Here is an 18,346-nt window from a genome sequence, read left to right on the forward strand (position 1 = left end):
CGGGCTTAAATGCCGGGCATAAAAAAACGCCAGCATTCGCTGGCGTTTGTTTTTCGCGGATCGCTCTGCGAAGGCGTTGCGGCTTAGCCCAGCAGGGTAGCCCAACCTTCAACCACGTCACCGCCCCACTTGGCTTTCCACTCTTTCAGGGTTTTGTGGTTGCCACCTTTGGTTTCGATGACTTCGCCGTTGTGCGGGTTTTTGTATTGTTTAACTTTGCGAGCGCGCTTGGTGCCCGTAGTTTTTACTGCGCCGCCGCGTGGCGCTTTGGTTTTTGCATCCGGATCCAGCAGCGCGATGATGTCACGCAGGGATTTGGAGTATTCGCCCATCAGGGTGCGCAGTTTGCCTTCGAATTCCAGCTCGGCTTGCAGTTTGTCGTCTTGGGACAGATTCTTCAAACGAGCTTGCAGCTCTTTGATAGCTTCTTCGGTGGCGCGATATTCGTTGATCAAGGACATGATTACTACCTTAGTAGAGAGCGCGATGGCAGGGGTACAGTGTCGCAATAATAGTCAGGCTGTTTCATCAAGTAAACATTTAACCGGGGTTTTTATTTAAATTAGTTACGAGAAACTGCTCTCTATTGAATATTCAGTTAAATAGTGTGAACCCGTCATCACAGATATTCACAGTTGCCTGATCGATCGATGCGGCAGGACCGCCATCAGGTTGGAGGTCACTCCATCAAAAAAGCGTGGTGCACGGCTTGGCCCGGGCGTGCGCTGATCAATACTGCAGTTTTGCTGCGCAGCCGCTAGAATGGCGGCCTTTGCGAAGTTCTGGAGTTCCCCCCTCATGCGCACTTTTCGGCTGGTGATATCTTGCCCGGACCGCGTTGGCATTGTTGCCAAAGTCAGTAATTTTCTGGCAGCCCACAACGGCTGGATCACCGAAGCGAGCCACCACTCGGACAACCAGGTGGGCTGGTTTTTCATGCGTCACGAAATTCGTGCCGATTCGCTGCCTTTCGGTATTGAAGTATTGCGCGAGAAGTTTGCGCCGATCGCCGAAGAGTTTTCGATGGACTGGCGCATCACCGACACCGAGCAGAAAAAGCGCGTTGTGCTGATGGCCAGCCGCGAATCCCACTGCCTCGCCGACTTGTTGCACCGCTGGCACAGTGATGAGTTGGACTGCGAAATCTCCTGCGTGATTTCCAACCACGACGACCTGCGCAGCATGGTCGAGTGGCACGGCATTCCTTATTACCACGTCCCGGTCAATCCGCAGGACAAGCAGCCGGCCTTCGACGAAGTGTCACGCCTGGTCAAGCAGCACGACGCTGAAGTGGTGGTGCTGGCGCGCTACATGCAAATCCTGCCGCCGGACATGTGCCGTGAATACGCGCACAAGGTCATCAACATTCACCACAGTTTCCTGCCGTCGTTCGTCGGCGCCAAGCCTTATCACCAGGCCTCGCTGCGCGGTGTGAAGCTGATCGGCGCAACCTGCCACTACGTGACTGAAGAACTGGACGCCGGTCCGATCATCGAGCAGGACGTGGTGCGTGTCAGCCACAGTGACAGCATCGAAGACATGGTGCGTTTCGGCCGTGACGTCGAGAAAATGGTGTTGGCGCGCGGCCTGCGCTATCACCTCGAAGACCGCGTGCTGGTGCACGGCAACAAGACCGTGGTGTTCTGATCTCAACCACACAGGCTTGTAAAACGAAGGGTCCGGGCGTTCATTCGTTCAGACCCTTTGTCATTTAAACCCCTTCGCCGTTTCTGACCGAGGAAAAGATCATGAGCGATCCGCTGGACAAAGCCACATCCAAAGCCCCTGCCACCCTCGGTGAAGGATGCCTGAGCCGCTATGACCCGGATGACATGAGCCCGGAAGATGGTACCGAGTTTCCCGGCGCAGCCGAGTTGTGGGAACAACTCAAGGAGGAGCAGGACGACGTCAAGAAGCCTGCCTGACTTTCATCAGCTTCTTCAGCAAAGGCCGCCCCAGCATCAACAAAAACACCGGACCACCCACCAGCAGATAAAAGTAATACGTCACCACCCGCCAGATCAGAATCGCCGCCGCTGCGGTGGATTTCCCCACCATCGGTGCCAACAATGCCGCCGAGGTCAGCTCCGCCGCACCCGCACCGCCCGGCAACAGACTGAACTGGCCGGCGCCCAGCGAGAGCATCTGCACCAGAAAACTCCAGGCCCACTGCAGGTCGGCGCCCAAGCCACGCAGCGCCAGATACAGCACGCTGTAACGCAGCAACCAATGCACACAGGTCAGGGCGAATACTTTGATCAATGTTTGCCAAGGCAACTTCAGCGTATCGGTAAACGCCGCGAGAAAATGCAGCAGCTTGCGCGCCCAGCGACGCCGGGTGCTGGCCTTGACGTTCATTCTCGCCAACAAACGTCCGCTCAGGCGGATCAAGGCGCGGTGATAACGGGCGAGCAATACGCAACTGAACAGTCCGCCGAATAATGACACCGCGCTGACGGTCAGCAGCCATTCCAGGCGATCGCTGAGGTGCTGAAACAGTGCATAAATCAGAATCCCGCTCAGGGCGCAGAGAAAGAACAGCAGGTCACTCAACTGATCCATGGCAAACACTGCGCTGCCCCTCGCCGGACGCACGCCCGATCGGGCCAACAGGGCCATGATCGTCAGTGGTCCGCCGCTGCCCCCCGGGGTTGCGCAATAGGCGAACTCGGCGGCCATCACCACGCCAAGACTTTTCAGCGGTGTGACGCGGTCGCGTTGATCGCCGAGCAACAAACGCAAGCGCAAGGTATTGATCCCCCAGCACAGCAGGATCATGCCGAACATCACCAATAGCCATTGCAGCGGAAAACTCTGCAGGCGCGCCCAGGTCTCGCTGCCGCCGAGCACAACCGGGATCAGCACTGCTGCGAGCAGGCCGATCAACAACAGAATGCCGCGACTCATGCGGCGCGTTCCCATTGGCCGCAACGTTGCGCCAGCCAGTCGATTTTAGTCATCGGTACGCGTCCTTCCATCAGCAGTCGTTCCAGGGTGTGCAGCCAGTAATCACGGGAGAAACGGTGGCGCATGTCCACCGGGTGCAAGCCTAGACGAATCACCGGCGCCTGGCGCCAACGCTGTTCACGCTGCTCGCAGACCAACTTTGACAAGCCCCGGCGCCAGGCACTGCGGGCACTCCAGACCAGACCCGGAGCATTGATCGCGGTGAACTCCGGCAACCGATACAGATGCTGCGGATCGCTGGTATAGCTCAACGGCAACTCGCGCAGCGCCTGGCGGGTGCCGTCGCTCATCAGCCAGGCCGGGGCGACGAACCCGTGCAATGGCCAGTCGTAACGCTGGAACACATCAATACCTGCGCGTAGGCGGGCGAGGGCGGGCTCGCGGGACAAACGATAAAACTCGCCTTCATGGGTGTAGACCCGACGCATGAACCAGTCACGCGCGGTCGTCGGCGCGGGTTCCTGGTCATCATGGAAATAACCATGCAGGGCCAGTTCATCGCCCCGTGCAACGCGCTCGTCGAGCACTCGGCGAAACGCCGGGTGAGCATCGAGGGCGTTGCGCCGATGGAAATCCGGAACCACCAGCCACGTCATCGGCACTGTGCCCAATGCATCGACCGCTGCGACAAACGGCTGATAATCCGCCCAGGTCGCCGGCGCAACGTCGTGCAGCACCAGCAACACCGCTGGTTGATTGATGGATTCAGCCATTGGCGACTCGTGGCAGTGTGTGGCCGAGGACGGCGTGATAGTGATCGAGCAGACTGTCGACCACCGTGTCCCAGGCGTAATGCTGTTCAACATGCTCGCGCGCCTGCTGGCCGAGTTTCACGCAACCGCGACTGAACAGTTCACGCACGGCATTGGCCATCGCTTGCGGATTGTTCGGCGCACAGAGCAAGCCACAGGACTCAGTGATGATTTCTTCAAAGGCGCCCGCGGCCACGGCGACCACCGGGATGCCGCAGGCCATGGCTTCGAGAATCACCAGGCCGAAGGTTTCCTGGTCACCGGCATGGACCAAGGCATCCGCGCCGGCCATCAATTGCGCGACTCTGTGTGGCGGGCAGAACTCATCGATCACACTGACATTATCCGGCACGGCAGCGGGCATCGATGAGCCGACCAACAGCAGGTGATAACGCGGGCCAAGGCGTTTCATGCAATTGAGCAGCACTGGCAGGTTTTTCTCTTTCGAACCGCGCCCGGCAAAAATCAACAGGCGCGTCTCTTCGGCGATGCCCAGTTCCGCGCGCAGATTGCGGTCGCCTGCGTCTGGATGAAAGGTCTGCAGGTCCACGCCCAAGGGCTGCACGAAGACATTGCGTACGCCGAGTCCGCTGAGCTTGTCAGCCATGACCTGACTGGGCGCCAGGACCCGGTCGAAGTTGCCGTAAAGCCGGGTGACATACGCCTCGATATTCGGCGTGAGCCAATGGCCCATGCGATTGCCGACCAGCAAGGGCAGGTCCGAGTGATAGAAGCCGATCACCGGCACGTCCAGCTGCCGCCGCGCATCCAGCGCAGCCCAGGCGGTCAGATAAGGATCGCCGACTTCGATCAGATCGGGCTGCAAACCCTGCAGGACATTGCGCCATGGCGCGAGGCGTACGGGGAAGCGATAACCTTTGCCGAAGGGTAGGGCGGGGGCGGGAACCGTGTAAATACCATCGTGTTCGCCAAAGTGGGCGCCGGGAATCAACAGGCTGTGGCGAATGCCGGGCTTGACGCCCAGCCGGCGGTGTTTGGCATCCAGATAAGTGCGAACGCCACCGCTGGCCGGGGCGTAGAACATGGTGATGTCGGCGATGTGCACGGTGATCAACCCTCCGCTGCTTGGTTCTCCCTTGGTTGACCTTTATCAAGAATAGATGTTCGGTCGGGATTGCGCGGTGGAGCTGAAGAGCGCCCTCACCCTAACCCTCTCCCAGAGGGAGAGGGGACTGACCGAGGAGGATGTTGGAGGTACACCGACTTGAGAGACCTGAGTCGAACTCAGGTTTTGAAAGGCTTGAAGATCGGCCCCCTTTCCTCTCGCCCTTTTTAGAGAGAGGGGACTGACGGAGGTAGTCGGCTTGATACATCGACCTGAAAATCTTCAGTCGAACTCGAATTTTGAACAGCATGAAGATCTGCTCCCTTTCCCCCTCGCCCCCCTGGGGGAGAGGGCTGGGGTGAGGGGGTAAAGCTCTTGATCTTCAGATCCGGAAGCTGCCGACCAGTTGCTTCAACCGCGAAGCCTGCTGCTCCAGATCCGAACACGCCCGTAATGTCGCCTGCAGGTTCTCCACACCTTCCTGGTTCAGCGTGTTGATCTCGGTGATATCGACGTTGATCGACTCAACCACTGCCGTCTGCTCTTCGGTTGCGGTGGCTACCGACTGGTTCATCCCGTCGATCTCGCCAATGCGCTGGGTGACGCTGTTCAAACGCTCGCCGGCAAGGTTGGCAATTTCCACGCTGTCCTGACTGTGGCGCTGGCTGTCGCTCATGGTGCTCACCGATTCACGGGCGCCGACTTGCAGCTCCTCGATCATGGTCTGCACCTGTTGAGCCGATTCCTGAGTGCGGTGCGCCAGATTGCGCACTTCATCCGCCACCACGGCAAAGCCACGGCCGGCTTCACCGGCACGCGCCGCTTCAATGGCTGCGTTGAGCGCCAGCAGGTTGGTTTGCTGGGAAATGCTGGTGATCACTTCGAGAATCTGGCCGATGTTCACGGTTTTGCTGTTCAGCGACTCGATGTTGCTGCTCGACGCGCTGAGCATGCTCGACAGTTGATTCATCGCCTTGATGCTGCGATCCACCACTTGCTGACCGTCTTCAGCCAGACCGCGCGCGTCACTGGCCTGATTCGAAGCCTGGGCAGCGTTGCGGGCGATTTCCTGCGCCGCGGCGCCGAGCTGGTTGATCGCCGCGGCAACACTGCTGGTGCGCGAAGCTTGCTGATCGGAGTTGTACATCGACGAGTTCGACGCCGCGACCACGCGCAGGGCAACTTCGTTGACCTGGCCTGTGGCCGACGATACTTCGCGGATCGAGCCGTGAATGCGCTCGACGAAACGGTTGAAAGCGGTGCCGAGGATGCCGAATTCATCGTTATTGACGATGGTCAGGCGTTTGGTCAGATCGCCCTCGCCGTCGGCGATGTCCTCCATGGCGCGGGTCATCACGTGCAGCGGCTGGATCAGAATACGGATCAGCATGCCGAGCAGGGCGATGATGATCGCCACCGCAATCACCGTGGCAATCACCGCCGAGGTGCGGAACTGGCTGAGCATCGCAAACGCCTGATCTTTATCCACCGACAGGCCGATGTACCAGTTCACCGACGGCAGGCCTTTGATCGGCGCGAAGGTGACGATGCGAGTCTTGCCATCAACAGTCACTTCACTGAAGTCGCTGCTGATGCGCGGGGTATCCTGCGGATAGGCTTCCTTCAGTGATTTCATCACCAGGGCCTTGTCCGGGTGGACGAGGATCTTGCCATCGGCGCTGACCAGGAACACATAACCCATGCCATCGAAATCCCGGGCGGCGAGGGTGTCGACCAGCGATTGCAGGCTCAGGTCACCACCGACCACGCCAACGCTCTGGCCGGCCCTTTTCGAGGCGGTGGCGATGGAGATGATCAACTGGCCGGTAGCGGCATCGATGTACGGTTCGGTCAGGGTCGAGGTGCTGCTGCTCTCGGCACCTTTATACCAAGGGCGCACCCGTGGATCGAAACCGTCCGGCATCTTCGCATCCGGGCGGATGGTGAAGTGGCCGGTGGCGTCACCGAGGTAGGACGCCATGAACGTCGAAGTCAGGGCTTTCTGTTCCAGCAGGCTGGCGACGTTGGTCTGTTCCGGGTTGATGGCGATGTTCTGGGCGGCGTTCTCGATCAGCAGAATGCGGCCGGTGAGCCACGTCTGGATATTGCCGGCAGTGACCTCGCCCATCTCGTTGAGGTAGTTGTTCAGGTCATCGCGGATCGCGTTGCGCTGCAACCAGTCGTTGTACAACGTAAACGAGGCGAAGGCGGCGATGACGATGAGGGCGGCGGCAAGCAAAATTTTATGGCTGAAGCGCAGATTTTTGTTCATGGCTTGGGGTTCCGCTAAGGTCTTAATGTCCCGGGCGTGCTTTTATAGAAGCGCGCAAAATGGGCAAGGGTGACAACAAGCTGATATTTCCGTCTCTCCTTAGGGAAATGTCCGGCCTGACTGGTGGTCGGGTCTCTCACTCTTCTGTATCGGCCATGCGTAATCAAAGATTAACCATTGGGTGACAAAATGCCTGACTCCTCGCAACTCGTAATCGGCGCTGATCTCGCAGGGCAACAGATTGCTCAGGCCATGCGCCTGGCGAACCGCCACGGACTGGTCGCTGGCGCCACCGGTACCGGTAAAACCGTGACTTTGCAGCGTTTGGCCGAGGCGTTCAGTGACGCCGGGGTCGCGGTATTTGCCGCTGACATCAAGGGTGATCTGTGTGGCCTCGGCGCTGCCGGCAACCCGCAGGGCAAAGTGGCCGAACGTATCGCCGGGATGCCGTGGCTCAACCACAAGCCGCAGGCGTATCCGGTGACCTTGTGGGATATCCACGGTGAGTCCGGTCATCCGTTGCGCACCACCTTGAGTGAAATGGGCCCGCTATTGATCGGCAGCCTGCTGGAACTGACCGACAGCCAGCAATCGGCGCTCTACGCAGCCTTCAAAGTCGCCGACCGCGAAGGCCTGTTGCTGCTGGATCTGAAAGATCTGAAAGCGCTGCTCAATCACCTCAAGGACAATCCGCAGCTGTTGGGCGAAGACGCCGCGCTGATGACGACCGGTTCCAGTCAGGCGCTGTTGCGTCGCCTGGCGATCCTCGAGCAGCAGGGCGCTGAAGCCTTGTTCGGCGAACCGGCACTGCAACTTGAAGACATTCTGCAACCGACCGCCGATGGCCGTGGGCGCATTCATTTGCTCGACGCCAGTCGTCTGGTGCATGAGGCGCCGAAGGTTTACGCGACGTTCCTGTTGTGGCTGCTGGCCGAGCTGTTCGAGCAGTTACCGGAACGCGGCGATGCTGACAAACCGCTGCTGGCACTGTTTTTTGATGAGGCGCATTTGTTGTTCGGCGATACGCCCAAAGCCTTGCAGGAGCGGCTCGAGCAAGTGGTGCGCCTGATCCGTTCCAAAGGGGTTGGCGTGTATTTCGTCACGCAATCGCCGGCGGATTTGCCGGATGACGTGTTGGCGCAGCTGGGTTTGCGCATCCAGCACGGTTTGCGCGCGTTTACCGCCAAAGAGCAGAAATCCCTGCGCGCGGTGGCCGACGGCTTCCGGCCGAATCCGGCGTTCGACAGTTTGTCGGTGTTGACGGAGCTGGGGATTGGCGAGGCGCTGGTCGGCACGCTGACCGAGAAAGGCACGCCGGAAATGGTCCAGCGCGTGCTGGTCGCGCCGCCGCAATCGCGGATCGGGCCGTTGAGCGAAACCGAGCGCACAGTGCTGATCGCCGGCTCGCCATTCAAGGGGCGCTATGACAAGCCGATTGACCGCGAGTCGGCCTATGAAATTCTGATGGGGCGCAAAGGGCTGGCGCCGGAGGCTGACGTGCCGGCCGGTAAACCTGCACCTGAAGAGCCGAGCCTTGCCGACAGGGCAGGGGAGTTTCTCGGGACGGCAGCCGGGCAGGCGCTGAAATCAGCGATGCGCCAGGCGGCCAATAACCTTGGCAAGCAGTTGGTGCGCGGTTTGATGGGCTCATTGCTCGGTGGCAGCAAACGCCGCTAAACCCTGTGGGAGCGAGCTTGCTCGCGAAGGCGGCCTGTCATCCAACATTGATGTCGTCTGACACGACCTCTTCGCGAGCAAGCTCGCTCCCACATTGGAAATGCGTACACATTTATCTAGAAGTCAGGATTTGCTTTTGGCGTGCGCCGCCAGCCGCTCCAGCGCCGCGCGCAAACCCGGATCAGTAATGCCGTCCGCCGTGGCCTGAATCGTCGCCGCTGCATCCGTCGACAAATCCATCGTGTGCCCGGTGGCCCCGCGTTGAACGGTCGGCGGCTGCACCTTGAACAGAATCCGCGTCAAACTGGCGAACTCATCGAACATCTGCAACTGGCGCTGCAAGCGTTTTTGCTGATAACGCAGGCGTGTGGCCCAGTGGCCATCGGTGACAATCAACAGCAAACTACCCTCACGCCACGACGCCACATGGCAGTGTTCGCGGGCGGCAGGCTGCAGTTGGCTTTCAAGCAGGCGCTGCAAATGGCCCAGTCGTTGGGCATGGCCGAGGATAGCCTTGAGCGGCTTGGCTTCGCGTAGCAAAACGGCGGGTGCTCTGGCCGTAAGAGGGCGAAATGCCATGTTCGAACACCTGAAGTAACAGAAACGCCATGGTAGCAGAAAGCACCCATTTCACTCGCCCATTGCTTTTGCCCCTGCTTTGCCCATTAAATCAACGACTAACTTCTTCCTTGTATGACTTGAAGTTGAGCAAAACGCCCCTATTTTAAGTGAGCCCCGTCAAAGCGCAGTGCCAGCATCGTGGAACATCGCCACTTTCCTCACTTCCGTTTCCGGGTAGAATGCTCGTTCGCATGCGGCCATGAGGGCTGCACGGGCGACGCTCACGGGGCCGCCCTCCATCCCTTTAGTGTGGAAGATCCTGCCGATATGTTTGCGCCTTTGTTAAAGAAACTTTTTGGAAGCAAGAACGAGCGTGAAGTCAAACGCATGCTCAAGACGGTGCAGCTCGTCAATGCCTTCGAAGAGCAAATGGTGGCCCTTTCGGACGATCAGTTGCGCGCCAAGACCGATGAGTTCAAAGCCCGCATCGCCAAAGGGGAAACCCTCGACAAGCTGCTGCCGGAAGCTTTTGCGGTCGCCCGCGAAGCCGGCAAGCGCGTCATGGGCATGCGCCACTTCGACGTGCAGCTCGTCGGTGGCATGACCTTGCACGAAGGCAAGATTGCCGAAATGCGCACCGGTGAGGGTAAAACCCTCGTGGCGACCCTGGGTGTTTACCTCAACGCACTGTCCGGCAAGGGCGTGCACGTTGTGACGGTGAACGATTACCTGGCCCGCCGTGACGCCAACTGGATGCGCCCGTTGTATGAATTCCTCGGCCTGACCGTCGGCGTCGTGACGCCGTTCCAGCCGCCGGAAGAGAAGCGCGCTGCCTACGCCGCCGACATCACCTACGGCACCAACAACGAATTCGGTTTCGACTACCTGCGCGACAACATGGCGTTCAGCATGGAAGAAAAATTCCAGCGCGAACTCAACTTTGCCGTGATCGACGAAGTCGACTCCATCCTCATCGACGAAGCGCGTACCCCGCTGATCATCTCCGGTCAGGCCGAGGACAGCTCCAAGCTGTACATGGAGATCAATAAACTGATCCCGCAGCTGGAACTGCACGTTGAAGAAGTCGAAGGCGAAGTCACCAAGGCTGGCCACTACACCGTTGACGAGAAGACCCGTCAGGTCGAACTCAACGAAGCCGGTCACCAGTTCATCGAAGACATGCTCACCCGCGTCGGCCTGCTGGCTGAAGGCGAGAGCCTGTACTCGGCACACAACCTGGGCCTGCTGACTCACGTCTATGCCGGTCTGCGTGCGCACAAGCTGTTCAACCGCAACATTGAATACATCGTGCAGGACGGTCAGGTCGTGCTGGTCGACGAGCACACCGGTCGGACCATGCCCGGCCGTCGTCTGTCCGAAGGCCTGCACCAGGCCATCGAAGCCAAGGAAGGCCTGAACATCCAGGCCGAGAGCCAGACCCTGGCGTCGACCACGTTCCAGAACTACTTCCGTCTGTACACCAAGCTGTCCGGCATGACCGGTACCGCCGACACTGAAGCGTTCGAATTCCACCAGATCTACAACCTGCCGGTCATGGTCATTCCGCCGAACAAGCCGTTGGCGCGTAAAGACTACAACGACCTGGTGTTCCTGACGGCCGAAGAGAAATACGCGGCCATCGTGGCGGACATCAAGGAAAGCATGGCCGCCGGTCGTCCGGTGCTGGTGGGTACTGCCACCATCGAAACCTCCGAGCACATGTCCGCATTGCTGGTGAAGGAAGGCATCGAGCACAAGGTTCTGAACGCCAAGTTCCACGAAAAGGAAGCCGAAATCATCGCGCAGGCCGGTCGTCCGGGCGCCCTGACCATCGCCACCAACATGGCCGGTCGTGGTACCGACATCCTGTTGGGCGGTAACTGGGAAGTCGAAGTCGCGTCGCTGGAAAACCCGACCCCGGAGCAGATTGCCCAGATCAAGGCCGACTGGCAGAAACGTCACCAGCAAGTGCTGGAGTCGGGCGGTCTGCAGGTGATTGCCTCCGAGCGTCACGAATCCCGTCGTATCGACAACCAGCTGCGTGGCCGTGCCGGCCGTCAGGGTGATGCCGGTTCCAGCCGCTTCTACCTGTCGCTGGAAGACAGCCTGATGCGCATTTTCGCCTCTGACCGGGTGAAGAACTTCATGAAAGCCCTGGGTATGCAGCCGGGCGAAGCGATCGAACACCGCATGGTGACCAACGCGATCGAAAAGGCGCAGCGCAAGGTAGAAGGCCGTAACTTCGACATCCGCAAGCAACTGCTCGAGTTCGATGACGTCAACAACGAACAGCGTAAAGTGATCTATCACATGCGTAACACGTTGCTGGCTGCGGACAACATCGGTGAAACCATCGCCGATTTCCGTCAGGACGTGCTCAACGCTACCGTCAGCGCGCACATTCCGCCGCAATCGCTGCCAGAGCAGTGGGACGTGGCCGGTCTGGAAGCGTCGATTGCCAGCGACTTCGGCGTGAAACTGCCGATCCAGCAATGGCTCGACGAAGACGATCACCTGTACGAAGAAACCCTGCGCGAGAAGCTCATGACCGAGCTGATGGCGGCGTACAACGAGAAAGAAGACCAGGCCGGTGCCGAAGCACTGCGCTCGTTCGAGAAGCAAATCGTGCTGCGTGTACTGGATGACCTGTGGAAAGACCACCTGTCGACCATGGATCACCTGCGTCACGGTATCCACCTGCGTGGCTACGCCCAGAAGAACCCGAAGCAGGAATACAAGCGCGAGTCGTTCACGCTGTTCTCCGAGCTGCTGGATTCGATCAAGCGCGACTCGATCCGTGTGCTGTCGCACGTCCAGGTGCGCCGCGAAGATCCGGAAGCCGAGGAGCAACGTCTGCGTGAGGAAGCCGAAGCACTGGCTGCCCGCATGCAGTTCGAACACGCCGAAGCTCCTGGTCTGGAGCAACCGGAAGCGCTGGTGGGCGAAGAGGTCGATGTTGCCCTCGCCACCGCGCCGGTGCGCAACGATCAGAAGCTGGGCCGTAACGAACTGTGCTACTGCGGTTCGGGCAAGAAATTCAAGCATTGCCACGGGCAGATTCAGTAAAACCCGTTTCAATCGCTGAAATACCCGCGCCGCGACCGGCTCCTGCCGTCGCGGCGTTTTGCCATTTAAACCACCGTCGCTGCGAGTGACGGTGCTGACATCATTGAGTAAGGAGCGCATTCATGGCTGTTGGTCTTGGTCCTTTGCCAACGTTGCACCCGGTTGCCGGTTTTGAACTCGGTATTGCCTCGGCCGGCATCAAGCGCCCCGGGCGCAAAGATGTCGTTGTGATGCGCTGTGCCGAAGGTTCGACCGTGGCCGGTGTGTTCACGTTGAACGCGTTTTGCGCGGCACCGGTGATTCTGGCGAAAAAACGCGTGCAGAACGCTGTGCGCTATCTGCTGACCAACACTGGCAATGCCAACGCTGGCACCGGTGAGCCTGGTCTGGCCGCCGCTGAGCGCACCACTGCGAAGCTGGCTGAGCTGACGGGTGTCGATGCCAACCAGATCCTGCCGTACTCCACAGGTGTGATCGGCGAGCCGCTGCCGGTCGAGAAGATCGAAGGCGCACTGCAAGCGGCGCTGGACGACCTCTCGGAAAACAACTGGGAAGCCGCCGCCACCGGGATCATGACCACCGACACCCTGCCGAAAGGCGCGAGCCGCCAGTTCGAACATGATGGCGTGACCATCACCGTGACCGGTATCAGCAAAGGCGCCGGCATGATCCGCCCGAACATGGCGACCATGCTCGGTTACATCGCCACTGACGCCAAAGTCTCCCGCGACGTGCTGCACAACCTGATGCTCGACGGCGCCAACAAGTCGTTCAACCGCATCACTATCGATGGCGACACTTCGACCAACGACTGCTGCATGCTGATCGCCACGGGCAAGGCTGCACTGCCGGAAATCACCCGCGCTGAAGGCGAACTGTTCGCCAAACTGAAGCAAGCGGTGTTCGACGTGTGCATGGACGTGGCTCAGGCCATCGTGCGTGACGGCGAAGGCGCGACCAAGTTCGTCACCGTTGAAGTGAATGGCGGCGGCAACCATCAGGAATGCCTCGACGTCGGCTACACCGTGGCGCACTCGCCGCTGATCAAGACTGCATTGTTCGCTTCCGATCCGAACTGGGGCCGCATCCTGGCTGCCGTGGGTCGCGCCGGTGTGCCGGACCTGGACGTGAGCAAGATTGACGTGTTCCTCGGTGACGTGTGCATCGCCAGCCGTGGCGCCCGCGCGGCGACCTACACTGAAGCCCAGGGTTCGGCGGTGATGCAGCAGGAAGAGATCACCATCCGTATCGAACTCGGGCGCGGCGATTGCAGCGAAACCATCTGGACCACCGACCTGTCGCATGAGTACGTGAAGATCAATGCGGAATACCGCACCTGATCTAACCTGGGACCGAGTCGCCTGCATCGCCAGCAGGCTGGCTCCCACAGGAATCTGTGTCATGCACAAATTCCCTGTAGGAGTGAGCCTGCTCGCGATGGCGGGGTTTCAGGCAACATCAATGTTGAATGGGCCGCCCTCTTCGCGGGCAAGCCCGCTCCCACAGTGATTGAGTTTGTACACAAATTTTGTGTACACCAGCAAAACCTGTGGGAGCGGGCTTGCCCGCGAATACGTCGGTTCAGACGCTGCAAGCCCAAAGTTTTCCCCTCTGACGAAAAGGCGCCACACCCATGTCCCTGCACCTGATCATCGGCGACAAACTGCTTTCCTCCTGGTCCCTGCGCGCCGCCCTGGCGCTTGAGCTGACCGGCGCACCCTACAGCGAAGAGCTGATCAAGCTCGGCAAGCCTGACACCCGCGAACAGCTGCTCAAACACTCGCCGACCGCCAAGTTACCGCTGCTGAAAACGGCGCGCGGCACCATCGCGGATTCTCTGGCCATCGCCGAATACCTCGCCGAACAGTTCCCGTCCGAACAACTCTGGCCGACCGACATTTTTGCCCGCGCTCAGGCCCGATCTGCCTGCGCTCAGATGCACAGCGGTTTCTTTGCCATGCGCAATCACATGCCGTTCAACCTCAACCATGACGCGCCGCTGAACCCGGTGCCGCCGGAAGTGAAGGTCGACATCGAACGCATGCTCGCGCTGTGGGCCGAGTGCCGTGCTGCCGCCACCGAAAGCGGTCCCTATCTATTTGGGCGCGTCAGTCTGGCCGATGCCTTCTTCGCGCCGATTGCCGTGCGGTTGCGCACGTATCAGGTGACGCTGCCGGCCGTCGACGAAGCCTATGTAGAAACCGTCTACCAATGGCCGGCCTTCAAGGCATGGCAAAAGGCTGGACTGGAGGAGTTGAATCCGTGAAACGTGTACACGTCGCCGCTGCGGTCATTCGTGACAACAGTGGCAAAATCCTCATCGCTCGCCGCGCCGATACCCAGCACCAGGGTGGTCTGTGGGAATTTCCCGGCGGCAAGGTCGAGGCGGACGAGTCGGTCGAAACCGCGCTGGCCCGTGAGCTGCACGAAGAGTTGGGTATCGTCGTTGGCGCTGCCCGCCCGCTGATCAAAGTGCGCCACGATTACCCGGACAAACAAGTGTTGCTGGATGTCTGGGAAGTGTCGGCATTCACTGGCGAGCCGCACGGTGCCGAAGGTCAGCCTTTGGCTTGGGTGACCCCCCGAGAGTTGGCGAACTACGAGTTCCCGGCCGCCAACCAGCCGATTGTTGCTGCCGCGCGTTTGCCGGCGGAGTACCTGATTACCCCGGACGACCTGGAAACGCCGGCGCTGCTGCGCGGGATCCAGAAGGCGATTGCCGGCGGGATCAAACTGATCCAGCTGCGCGCACCGAACGGTTACGACCCCAAGTATCGCGATCTGGCGGTTGATGCGGCCGGCCTGTGTGCGGGCAAGGCGCAGTTGATGATCAAAGGGCCGTTCGAATGGCTCGGTGATTTCCCGTCTGCCGGCTGGCACATCACCTCTGCACAATTGCGCAAATACGCAGCGGCGGGGCGTCCGTTGCCAGCGGAGCGCTGGTTGGCGGCGTCGTGCCACAACGCTGAAGAACTGAAGCTGGCCGAGCAGATGGGCGTGGATTTCGTCACGCTGTCGCCGGTGCAACCGACCTTGACCCATCCCGATGCGCAGCCGTTGGGCTGGGAGCAGGCTTCGACATTGATCGAGGGCTTCAGCAAACCGGTGTTTCTGTTGGGCGGGGTTGGCCCGGCTGAGCGGGACAAGGCCTGGAGTTCCGGAGCTCAAGGTGTGGCGGGGATTCGCGCGTTCTGGCCTGAGGCATGATTGTGTATTGAGGTTACTGGCCTCTTCGCGAGCAAGCCCGCTCCCACATTTGATTGCATTCCAACTGAAGGAACACGGTCAACTGTGGGAGCGGGCTTGCTCGCGAAGGCGTCCGTCAAATCACTGCCAATCTAAGGTTTGGCAGCCGGTTGCCAAAGAATCTCTGCAATCCCTTGCCGTCGCGCAATCAACCGCGCCGCCACAAACAGCAAATCCGACAACCGATTGATATACGCCAGCCCAACCCCGGCCAACGGTTCCAGCGCATTCAAATGCTGACAACGCCGCTCGGCACTGCGCGCCAGGCTGCGACAGACATGGGCCTGCGCAATCAGCATCGAACCGCCCGGCAAAATGAAATTCTCCAGCGGCCCCAGTTCCTCATTCCATACATCGATCGCTGCTTCCAGGCGCTCGACTTCCGCCGTATTCAACGCCTGATATTCCGGCATCGCCAGCTCGCCACCCAGGTCGAACAGCCGATGCTGACAAGGCGCCAGCACCTCGATCAGTTCACTCAGCCCCGCAAACGTGTCGCGCTCGGCCAGCAACCCGGCCAGTAACACGCCGATCTGGCTGTTCAGCGTATCGACCTCACCAATGGCCTCGATGCGTGGGTGGTCCTTGGGCACACGGCGGCCATCGCCTAGGCCGGTTTCGCCTTTGTCACCGGTGCGGGTGTAGATTTTCGACAGGCGAAAGCCCATGGGTTACCTCGATAATGAATTGGTTTCGGCTGCAATGGGCAGCGGTTGCGTCAGCGGCAGGCGCAGGGTGAAACAGGTGCCCTGGCCCGGTGCTGACTGCACCTCCATCTGCCCTTTGTGGTTGTTGGTGATGATGAAGTACGACACCGACAAGCCCAGCCCGGTGCCCTGGCCAATTTCCTTGGTGGTGAAGAACGGCTCGAAGGTGCGTTTGCGTACGTTCTCGCTCATGCCGATGCCGTTGTCCTCGACCTGGATCTCGGCCCACGGTGGATTGAGTCGGGTTCGCAGAATGATTCGTCCCGGCTCGCTGTCGTCTTCGCGCTGGTGGATGGCCTGCGCGGCGTTTTTCAGCAGGTTGAGCAGCACTTGCTCAAGTTCGTTGGCGGTGCCCGGCACCGGGCCGAGCGCCGGGTCGAACTGGCGGATGATCGCCTGGCCCTTGAAGTCGAAACCGATGGCCAGATCAAAGTCGTTGCCAGCGATTTCCACGGCTTGATCGATCAACGCCGGCAGATCACACGGCGCCATTTGCCGGGTACTGCGGCGGCTGAAGCTGAGCATGTGCGTGACGATTTTCGCCGCGCGAGCGCCGGCCTGTTGAATGCCGTCGAGCAGTTGCGGCACTTCGCGGCCCTGCAGATAACGATTTACTGCGTCCAGCTCGATGCCCAATTGCTCGGCGGTTTCGAGGTTCTTTGGCAGATCGGCGGACAGACGTCGACGGATGTTCTGCACGTTGTGCAGGATCGCGCCCAGCGGATTGTTGATCTCGTGGGCCATGCCGGCGGCCAGGCCACCGACCGACAGCATCTTTTCCGACTGCACCATCATTTCTTCCAGCGACAGTCGCTGAGTGATGTCGTCGATACGGATTACCACACCACGCCCGGCGCCCCCCATCAGCGGATAGAACGTTAGCGCGTAATGCTTGGGCTCATCATCCTTGAGCCATGTCACTCGCTCGATTTTCGCCACGGTGTGCTGCTCGACGGTCTGCTTGAGTTGCGGCAGAAACGGCTTGAGCGGCTCGAAGGCGAGGAAGATCGGCTGGTTCAGTGCTTCGTCCAGCCGTGTACCGGAAAGGGCGCTGGCCTCCTGGTTCCACTGGGTAACGTAAAGCTGCTCGTCGAGGGCGATCAGCGCGGAGGGCATCGAGTCGATGATGCTGTTGAGGTAGTTCTGGAAACCGGTGAGCTTCTTTTCGATTTTACTGCGCACCTGGACTTCCAGTTCCAGCTTGCGGTTGGTGTGACGGGTTTCCTCTGCCAGTCCCTGAGCCTGATCGTAAGCCGCTTGCGAATCGTCGCGGGCGCGCTTGAGTTGCTGCTCGCGGGCTTCGATGCGCGAGAGCATGGTGTTGAACGCCTCGGCAAGACTACCGATTTCGTCATGATTGCCGCGCGAGGCGCGCAGGGCGTAGTTCTCTTCGCGGGTGACCTGGCGCGACAATTCTTCAAGCTGATGAATCGGCCGGGTGATCAGGCGTTTGATCTGCCGGGCAATCACCAGCCATAGCAGCACGCTGAAAATCAGGATGCCGAGGCTCGCGGTCAGGGTGCCGGTGTAGAACGCCATCGGCAGCTCGCTGCTGGCCACCAGCAGCAGGTGGCCCGGTGCAGTGCCGGGGCGGGGCAGGGTGATCAACTGATTGCTGCGAAATTCGGTCAGTTGCCAGGCTTCGACGTGCCGATAACGTTCCGGCAGGTTGAGTTTATCGCCACGCTGGACTTGCGCCAGGCGTTCGCCCTTGCCGTCATAAAGGGCGGCGGCGCGCAGCGGTGAGTAACTGTCGAGTTCTTTGAGCAGACGCTCGGCGCTTTGCGGTGACTGCAGGGCTTCGCTGACCAGACTCGGGTTGGAAATCAGCCGGCCGATGGTCTGCAAGGCCTGCGGCGCCATGCTTTCCTGAGAGATGTAATAGGCGGCGCTGATAAAGGTCAGGTTGGCGACCAGCAGGACCGTGGTCAACAGCACCAGCAGGGCGGCCAGGAGTTTCTGGCCGACCGGCAGGTTTTCGAGACGCTGGCGCAATGGCATCAGGTTTATCGCAACAAAGGAACAAGTGGCC

Annotated in this window: 15 protein-coding genes and 1 pseudogene; 7 read left to right on the forward strand and 9 right to left on the reverse strand. The window is 60.0% G+C overall.

Annotated features, from left to right (window positions below):
* Positions 1–83 precede the first annotated feature (83 nt).
* Positions 84–461, reverse strand: a complete 378-nt coding sequence (mvaT, locus tag ACM6IV_RS00105) for a histone-like nucleoid-structuring protein MvaT (protein ID WP_038366705.1) — start codon at positions 459–461, stop codon at positions 84–86.
* Positions 462–798: 337 nt separating this feature from the next.
* On the opposite strand from mvaT, the gene purU reads away from it, so the two are divergent.
* Positions 799–1,647 (forward strand): formyltetrahydrofolate deformylase, encoded by an 849-nt coding sequence (purU, locus tag ACM6IV_RS00110; RefSeq protein WP_007912774.1) that lies wholly within the window; start codon positions 799–801, stop codon positions 1,645–1,647.
* Positions 1,648–1,748: 101 nt separating this feature from the next.
* A complete protein-coding gene (locus ACM6IV_RS00115) occupies positions 1,749–1,925 on the forward strand; it encodes a hypothetical protein (protein ID WP_414868247.1) in 177 nt (58 codons plus the stop codon).
* Here the strand turns inward: ACM6IV_RS00115 and ACM6IV_RS00120 are convergent.
* The 5 genes and pseudogenes from ACM6IV_RS00120 to ACM6IV_RS00140 form a co-directional block, all read right to left on the reverse strand.
* A complete protein-coding gene (locus ACM6IV_RS00120; RefSeq protein WP_414868248.1) occupies positions 1,909–2,907 on the reverse strand; it encodes a lysylphosphatidylglycerol synthase transmembrane domain-containing protein in 999 nt (332 codons plus the stop codon). The genes ACM6IV_RS00115 and ACM6IV_RS00120 overlap by 17 nt on opposite strands.
* Positions 2,904–3,680 carry a DUF2334 domain-containing protein gene (locus ACM6IV_RS00125; RefSeq protein ID WP_414868249.1) on the reverse strand — a complete coding sequence of 259 codons (777 nt, stop codon included), beginning with the start codon at positions 3,678–3,680 and terminating at the stop codon, positions 2,904–2,906. Before ACM6IV_RS00125 ends, ACM6IV_RS00120 begins: the two co-directional genes overlap by 4 nt.
* Positions 3,673–4,785 carry a glycosyltransferase family 4 protein gene (locus ACM6IV_RS00130; RefSeq protein WP_414868364.1) on the reverse strand — a complete coding sequence of 371 codons (1,113 nt, stop codon included), beginning with the start codon at positions 4,783–4,785 and terminating at the stop codon, positions 3,673–3,675. The genes ACM6IV_RS00125 and ACM6IV_RS00130 overlap by 8 nt, the downstream gene beginning before the upstream one ends.
* A gap of 382 nt (positions 4,786–5,167) precedes the next feature.
* Entirely contained in the window at positions 5,168–5,932 is a 765-nt protein-coding gene (locus ACM6IV_RS00135) for a methyl-accepting chemotaxis protein (RefSeq protein WP_371043227.1), read from the reverse strand.
* A 93-nt stretch (positions 5,933–6,025) separates the two neighbouring features.
* Positions 6,026–7,057 (reverse strand): annotated as a pseudogene (locus ACM6IV_RS00140) (cache domain-containing protein); the annotation flags it as partial.
* Between the two features lie 189 nt (positions 7,058–7,246).
* On the opposite strand from ACM6IV_RS00140, the gene ACM6IV_RS00145 reads away from it, so the two are divergent.
* Positions 7,247–8,734, forward strand: coding sequence for a helicase HerA-like domain-containing protein (locus tag ACM6IV_RS00145; protein WP_414868250.1), 1,488 nt, complete (start codon positions 7,247–7,249; stop codon positions 8,732–8,734).
* Positions 8,735–8,857: 123 nt separating this feature from the next.
* Here ACM6IV_RS00145 and ACM6IV_RS00150 read toward each other — a convergent pair whose 3' ends face one another.
* Positions 8,858–9,313, reverse strand: coding sequence for a DUF721 domain-containing protein (locus ACM6IV_RS00150; protein ID WP_414868251.1), 456 nt, complete (start codon positions 9,311–9,313; stop codon positions 8,858–8,860).
* A gap of 309 nt (positions 9,314–9,622) precedes the next feature.
* On the opposite strand from ACM6IV_RS00150, the gene secA reads away from it, so the two are divergent.
* From secA to ACM6IV_RS00170, 4 genes are all read left to right on the forward strand, one after another.
* A complete protein-coding gene (secA, locus tag ACM6IV_RS00155; protein WP_414868252.1) occupies positions 9,623–12,361 on the forward strand; it encodes a preprotein translocase subunit SecA in 2,739 nt (912 codons plus the stop codon).
* Positions 12,362–12,483: 122 nt separating this feature from the next.
* Positions 12,484–13,701 carry a bifunctional glutamate N-acetyltransferase/amino-acid acetyltransferase ArgJ gene (argJ, locus tag ACM6IV_RS00160; RefSeq protein ID WP_414868253.1) on the forward strand — a complete coding sequence of 406 codons (1,218 nt, stop codon included), beginning with the start codon at positions 12,484–12,486 and terminating at the stop codon, positions 13,699–13,701.
* Positions 13,702–13,994: 293 nt separating this feature from the next.
* Positions 13,995–14,627, forward strand: coding sequence for a glutathione S-transferase family protein (locus tag ACM6IV_RS00165; protein WP_414868254.1), 633 nt, complete (start codon positions 13,995–13,997; stop codon positions 14,625–14,627).
* On the forward strand, positions 14,624–15,568 hold the full coding sequence (locus ACM6IV_RS00170; RefSeq protein WP_414868255.1) for a Nudix family hydrolase: 945 nt from the start codon (positions 14,624–14,626) through the stop codon (positions 15,566–15,568). The genes ACM6IV_RS00165 and ACM6IV_RS00170 overlap by 4 nt, the downstream gene beginning before the upstream one ends.
* A 131-nt stretch (positions 15,569–15,699) precedes the next feature.
* Here the strand turns inward: ACM6IV_RS00170 and ACM6IV_RS00175 are convergent, their stop codons facing one another.
* Together ACM6IV_RS00175 and ACM6IV_RS00180 are read right to left on the reverse strand one after the other, a co-directional pair.
* On the reverse strand, positions 15,700–16,275 hold the full coding sequence (locus tag ACM6IV_RS00175) for a cob(I)yrinic acid a,c-diamide adenosyltransferase (protein ID WP_414868256.1): 576 nt from the start codon (positions 16,273–16,275) through the stop codon (positions 15,700–15,702).
* Positions 16,276–16,278: 3 nt separating this feature from the next.
* Complete coding sequence (locus ACM6IV_RS00180) at positions 16,279–18,315, reverse strand: ATP-binding protein (RefSeq protein WP_414868257.1); 2,037 nt, start codon at positions 18,313–18,315, stop codon at positions 16,279–16,281.
* Between the last annotated feature and the right edge of the window lie 31 nt (positions 18,316–18,346).

The organism is Pseudomonas sp. IT-347P, from assembly GCF_949768005.1.
GTDB lineage: Bacteria > Pseudomonadota > Gammaproteobacteria > Pseudomonadales > Pseudomonadaceae > Aquipseudomonas.